The 5316-nt window shown below is 73.3% G+C and carries 5 protein-coding genes and 1 pseudogene; all 6 read left to right on the plus strand.

What is annotated here, in order from left to right:
* Positions 1-190, plus strand: a pseudogene (locus tag FHE66_RS15600) (FHA domain-containing protein); the annotation flags it as partial.
* Positions 191-284: 94 nt separating this feature from the next.
* Positions 285-590, plus strand: coding sequence for a hypothetical protein (locus FHE66_RS12005; protein ID WP_139073199.1), 306 nt, complete (start codon positions 285-287; stop codon positions 588-590).
* Positions 590-1813 carry a WXG100 family type VII secretion target gene (locus FHE66_RS12010; protein WP_139073200.1) on the plus strand — a complete coding sequence of 408 codons (1224 nt, stop codon included), beginning with the start codon at positions 590-592 and terminating at the stop codon, positions 1811-1813. Before FHE66_RS12005 ends, FHE66_RS12010 begins: the two co-directional genes overlap by 1 nt.
* Complete coding sequence (locus FHE66_RS12015; protein WP_139073201.1) at positions 1810-2229, plus strand: hypothetical protein; 420 nt, start codon at positions 1810-1812, stop codon at positions 2227-2229. The genes FHE66_RS12010 and FHE66_RS12015 overlap by 4 nt, the downstream gene beginning before the upstream one ends.
* The gene (locus tag FHE66_RS12020; RefSeq protein ID WP_139073202.1) at positions 2220-3356 is read left to right on the plus strand and encodes an FHA domain-containing protein; all 1137 of its coding nucleotides are present in this window, start codon (positions 2220-2222) and stop codon (positions 3354-3356) included. The genes FHE66_RS12015 and FHE66_RS12020 overlap by 10 nt, the downstream gene beginning before the upstream one ends.
* A 170-nt stretch (positions 3357-3526) precedes the next feature.
* A complete protein-coding gene (gene leuA / locus FHE66_RS12025) occupies positions 3527-5284 on the plus strand; it encodes a 2-isopropylmalate synthase (RefSeq protein WP_139073203.1) in 1758 nt (585 codons plus the stop codon).
* Positions 5285-5316: the final 32 nt, after the last annotated feature.

The raw sequence follows: 5316 nt of genomic DNA on the forward strand, positions 1-5316 counted from the left end.
CGTCGTCGTGGACCGCGCGTCGACCAACGGGACCGTCGTCCACGCCCCCGACGGCACCAGCCGCCCGCTGACTGCCGGGGAGCCCGCCGAGCTGACCGACGGCGACGTCGTCGTGCTCGGCTCGACCACCCTCACCGTCGGCGAGCCCGCCGACGTCGAGCACACCGTCCTGCGCTCGGACCCCAGGTGATGGGGACCCCTCCCCATGCCGAAGCCGCGACACCGCGCCGCACCCTGCGATAGAACGTTGACCAGCGACTTCCCCCGAGGAGAGGACCCACCCGATGGGCGACATCGTCATCGACGATGACTACCTGACGACGACCATGACCGACCTGCGCGGCCTGAGCACCGAGCTCGGCGACCTGTGCGGCCGGCTCAAGGGGCTCGACGGCCTCGTCGTCGGCGCAGCACCGGTCTTCGACGAGCTCTACGAGTTCGCCGAGCAGTGGTCCAACGCCGCCGACGAGCTCGCCGAGGAGGCCACCGGCGCCGCGGACTACGTCCAGGGCGTGCTGGTCGTCTTCGAGGACGCCGACTTCCGGCTCGCCGAGCAGCTGGTCAACCGGGCGCAGGAGGGGCGGGGCTGATGGGCAACTACGTCACGACCGCCATGCGGCCCCACCCGACCATCGGCTACGACCCGTGCCCCGGCTCGCCGGAGGGCACCCGTGCGCTCGCCGGCCAGATCCGGGAGTTCGCCTGGAAGATCGAGGACCTCTCCGCCTTCCTCCAGGGTGCGCGCAGCGACATCGACTACGGCGGATGGGTCGGGGAGAGCCGCCTGGCCTTCCAGGAGTCGATGGTCGAGTTCCCGCCCAAGCTCGAGGAGTTCAGGGGTGCCCTGGAGTCCGTCCACGGCGCGCTCGACGGCTGGGCCGACGACCTCGAGTCCTTCCAGTCCCGCAGCCTCGAGCTCGACACCCAGCTGAGCGAGGCCCAGCAGGCGGTCTCCACCGCCGCCGGGGCCCTGGAGGGCTGGGAGGACACCGGCGACAACCGCGACGAGCTGCTCGGCCTGCAGGACGACCAGCTCGCCGCCTCGAACCTCCTGGGTGACGCCCAGGCGGCCGTGAAGAACCTCGAGGACGAGTACCGCGAGCGGGCCGAGCACTACGGCGACATCATCAACGGCGCCGGCGACCGCTCGTGGGACCGTTCCTTCTGGGACCGGCTCGGCGACGTCGCCGACTGGATCGAGGACTCCTGGATCGGGGACGTCGCCCGCGCGATCGCGCCGGTGGCGGACTGGCTGAGCAACTGGGGCGGCATCGCCTCGGCCGTGCTCACCGTCGTCGGGGTCATCTGCCTCGCCATCCCGCCCGCGTGGCCCGCCGTGCCCTTCCTCTTCGGCGGTGCCGCGATCACCGGCACGATCGCCACGGCCGGCGACGTCGTGCTGGCCAGCGGGGGGCAGGGTGACTGGGGGACCGTCGGGCTCGGGCTCGTCACCATCGGCATCGGCAAGGGCGTCACGGCCGCCGGTGCCCGGATCATGAAGATCTACCGCGACTCCGGTCGCGCCGACCAGCTCGTCCGCGTGAGCACCCGCTCGGGCAGCTACGAGTACGTGCCCACGATGTTCACCGCCCGCGAGATGCACGACTCCGAGCTCGTGTGGCAGCTCGTCCGCTACAAGGGCACGCAGGCGGAGTGGGCGCTCACCGGGTACTCGATCTACCAGAGCAACCAGCCGGACGGGGCCGCCGGTTCCGTCTCCGTGGGGTTCGCCGGGCACGAGTCGACCAACCCGTGGGACCTGCCGCCCAACGCGGCCTACCTCGAGGACCGGGACGGGGCGCTGGTCAAGTGAGGGTCCGTCCGCAGGTCCTGGACGTCGAGGCGCTGCCGCTCACGTCGGTGGCCGAGTTCCGCGACGCCGCGCGCCCGCTGCTCCACGACAACCTCGCCGGCGTCGTCGCCATGCGCCTCTACCTCACGTGGGCGGCGCTCGCGGCGGGGCTGTGCATCCTCGCTTTCGGGCTGTTCGGCCTGACGATCGACCCGATGGCGTGGACCGCGGTGGCGGCGGGTCTGCTCGTCACCGGCCTCGTCGTGTGGCGCCTGCGCCGGCAGTTCGGCCGGGCCGCCGACGTCCGCCGGCGCCTCGACGCGCTCAGCCGCGAGGTGGACGCCCGCGCGGCACGCGGGGAGATCCCGGTCTCCCCGGCGGGACGGTCCCAGCCCGTCCCGCCGCCGCCCCACGAGCGGGCCGGCTCGTGGACCTGACGACGAGGGCGGGGGAGTGGGAGGTCCTCCTCACCGCGCCCGCCGACGTCGGTGACTTCGGGCTCCACCAGGACGCCGACGTCGCCGCAGCCGCGTTCCGCCGGCAGTTCGCCCGCGCGTTCGCCGGCACACCCGTGGCGGAGCACGGTGCGGCCGCCGAGGCCCAGTTCCGCCAGGCCCGCGAGCTCCTCGTCGGCCGTCCGGTGCTGTGGAGCGGCTTCCTCATGCTCATGACCCCGGCGGCAGCCGGGACGCCGGTCGAGGGGGTGGTCGACGGTGAGGCCGGCGACAGCCCGGAGGAGCTCGCCCGGCTGCGGGCGCTCGCCGAGGTCCCCGCCGTGTTCGTGATCCAGCTCAGCGTCCAGGTCGGGCGCCTCGCGCCGCACGTGCCCGGCGCGCCGATGTCACAGGCCGCCTCCCTCGCCCGCGCCCTGCGCGGGCGGTACGGGCAGGACGCCGGGGTCCACCAGGTGCGCTACGGCACGGTGGACGGCGTCGCGACGGTCCGCACCGTCGAGCACGAGGTCGCCGGGACCGGCGCCTTCGCCGAGGACTCCCCGCCCGTCGAGCACCTGCTCGCCGAGGTCTCCCTCCTCTTCCCCGCGGAGGAGGCGCTCGTCACCGTCACCGCCGCCGCCACCCACGGCGCGGCGCTGCAGGACGCCGTCCTGCTCGCCGGGAGCATCGCGGGCGGGGTCCGGCTGCGGGCCGCCGGCGGCTCGGGCGAGGAACCGGCCGAGCGTGACGCGTCGTCCGAGGTGCCCGTTGCCGTGCCGGTTGCCGTGCCGGTTGCCCCGTCGCCCGAGGCCGCGGCTCCGACCCGCCTGGGAGCGCTCCTGCCCTGGGGCGGGTGGGCGCCCGCCGGACGCACCCTGCTGGGACGCGCCCCGCGCGGTTCGGCGGACCACGTCCTCACGCTGGACGACGAGTCGATCTCGCGCACCCACGTCGCGCTCGACGTCACGGACGGCGCGGTGGCGGCGACGGACCTCGGCTCGACCAACGGCACCGTCGTGCGCCGCCGGGACGGCGCGCTCGAGCGTCTCGTCCCCGGGGTGCGGGCGGAGCTCGGCGAGGGCGACGAGCTCAACCTGGGCGCGTTCGTCATCCAGGTCGCGGGCAGGTGAGGGGACGCGCGTCGGACGGCTCGGCCAGCCGCCCCGGGCGGTGCGCTAGAGTCTGCCGGGTGCATGCACGGAGCCTTCTCCTTCGCTGCCGCGGCGAGGCCCACTAGCGGCCGGCCCCTCGTCGCGGTGTCCCTCTCGCCCGGCGCGCCCGACGAGCGAAGTGGACGACGATGAAGACCCGCAAGCCCAGCAACCAGCAGCACCCCTCGCGGATGCCGATCGGCAAGTACCGCCCCTTCCACGAGGTCAACGGCATCGACCTGCCGGACCGGCAGTGGCCCTCCCGCCGCATCACCCAGGCCCCGCGGTGGCTCTCCACCGACCTGCGTGACGGCAACCAGGCGCTCATCGAGCCGATGGACCCCGCCCGCAAGCGGCGCATGTTCGACCTCATCGTCCGCATGGGCTACAAGGAGATCGAGGTCGGGTTCCCGGCGGCGAGCCAGACCGACTTCGACTTCGTGCGCTCGATCATCGAGGACGAGGCGATCCCCGAGGACGTGACGATCTCCGTCCTCACCCAGGCGCGCACCGAGCTCATCCAGCGCACGGTCGACTCCCTCGTCGGCGCCCACCGGGCCACCGTGCACCTGTACAACGCGACCGCGCCGGTGTTCCGCGACATCGTCTTCCGCAACGACCGCGAGGCGACGAAGGAGCTCGCCGTCGCCGGCACGCGCGAGGTCATGGCCTACGCGGAGAAGGTGCTCGACCCGCAGACGATCTTCTCCTACGAGTACTCGCCCGAGATCTTCATCGACACCGAGATCGAGTACGCCCTCGAGGTGTGCGAGGCGGTCATGGACGTGTGGCAGCCCGACGCCTCGCGCGAGATCGTCCTCAACCTCCCGGCGACGGTCGAGCGCGCCACCCCGAACGTGTACGCCGACCAGATCGAGTGGATGAGCCGCAACCTCTCGCGGCGAGAGTTCATCGCGCTGTCGGTCCACCCGCACAACGACCGCGGCACCGCCGTCGCCTCCGCGGAGCTGGCCGTCATGGCCGGCGCGGACCGCGTCGAGGGCTGCCTGTTCGGCCAGGGCGAGCGCACCGGGAACGTCGACCTCGTCACCCTGGGGATGAACCTCTTCAGCCAGGGCATCGACCCGCAGATCGACTTCTCGGACATCGACGGCATCCGCCGCACGGTCGAGCAGTGCACCCAGATGGACGTCCACCCCCGCCACCCCTACGGCGGCGACCTCGTCTACACCGCCTTCTCCGGCTCCCACCAGGACGCCATCAAGAAGGGGCTCACGGCGCGCCAGGAGCGCGTGGCGAAGGCCGGCGGGAAGCGCGAGGCGGTCCCGTGGGACGTGCCCTACCTGCCGGTCGACCCGGTCGACGTCGGCCGCAACTACGAGGCGGTCGTCCGCGTCAACTCCCAGTCGGGCAAGGGCGGGGTCGCCTACCTGCTGTCGAGCACCCGCGCCCTGGACCTGCCGCGCCGCCTGCAGATCGAGTTCTCCGGCGTCGTCCAGAAGGTCACCGACGCATACGGCGGGGAGATCAGCGCCGAGCGGCTGTGGGACATCTTCTGCGACGAGTACCTGCCCGCCCCGCCCGGGTCCGGGCTGGCGCCGTGGGGCCGGTTCGCGCTGCGCGGCACCACCCTCACCTCCGGCGGGGAGGGGGAGCGGGCCACGCTGTCCCTCACGCTCGTCGACCGCGGCGAGGAGCGCACGCTCACGGCCACCGGCACCGGCCCGGTCGACGCCTTCACCAACGTCTTCGCCGAGCTCGGCGTCCGGGTCGGCGTGCTCGACTACGCCGAGCACGCCCTGTCGACCGGTGGGGACGCCACCGCCGCCGCCTACGTCGAGTGCGAGGTCGACGGTCAGGTGCTGTGGGGCGTGGGCATCGACCCGTCGATCACGACGGCGTCCTTCATGGCCATCGTCTCGGCCGTCAACCGCGCCGTGCGCTGACCCGGTCGGGGCCCGTCCGCGGGCGGGCCCCG

The sequence above is a fragment of the Georgenia sp. 311 genome, assembly GCF_006151955.1.
Lineage (GTDB): Bacteria > Actinomycetota > Actinomycetes > Actinomycetales > Actinomycetaceae > Oceanitalea > Oceanitalea wutianyii.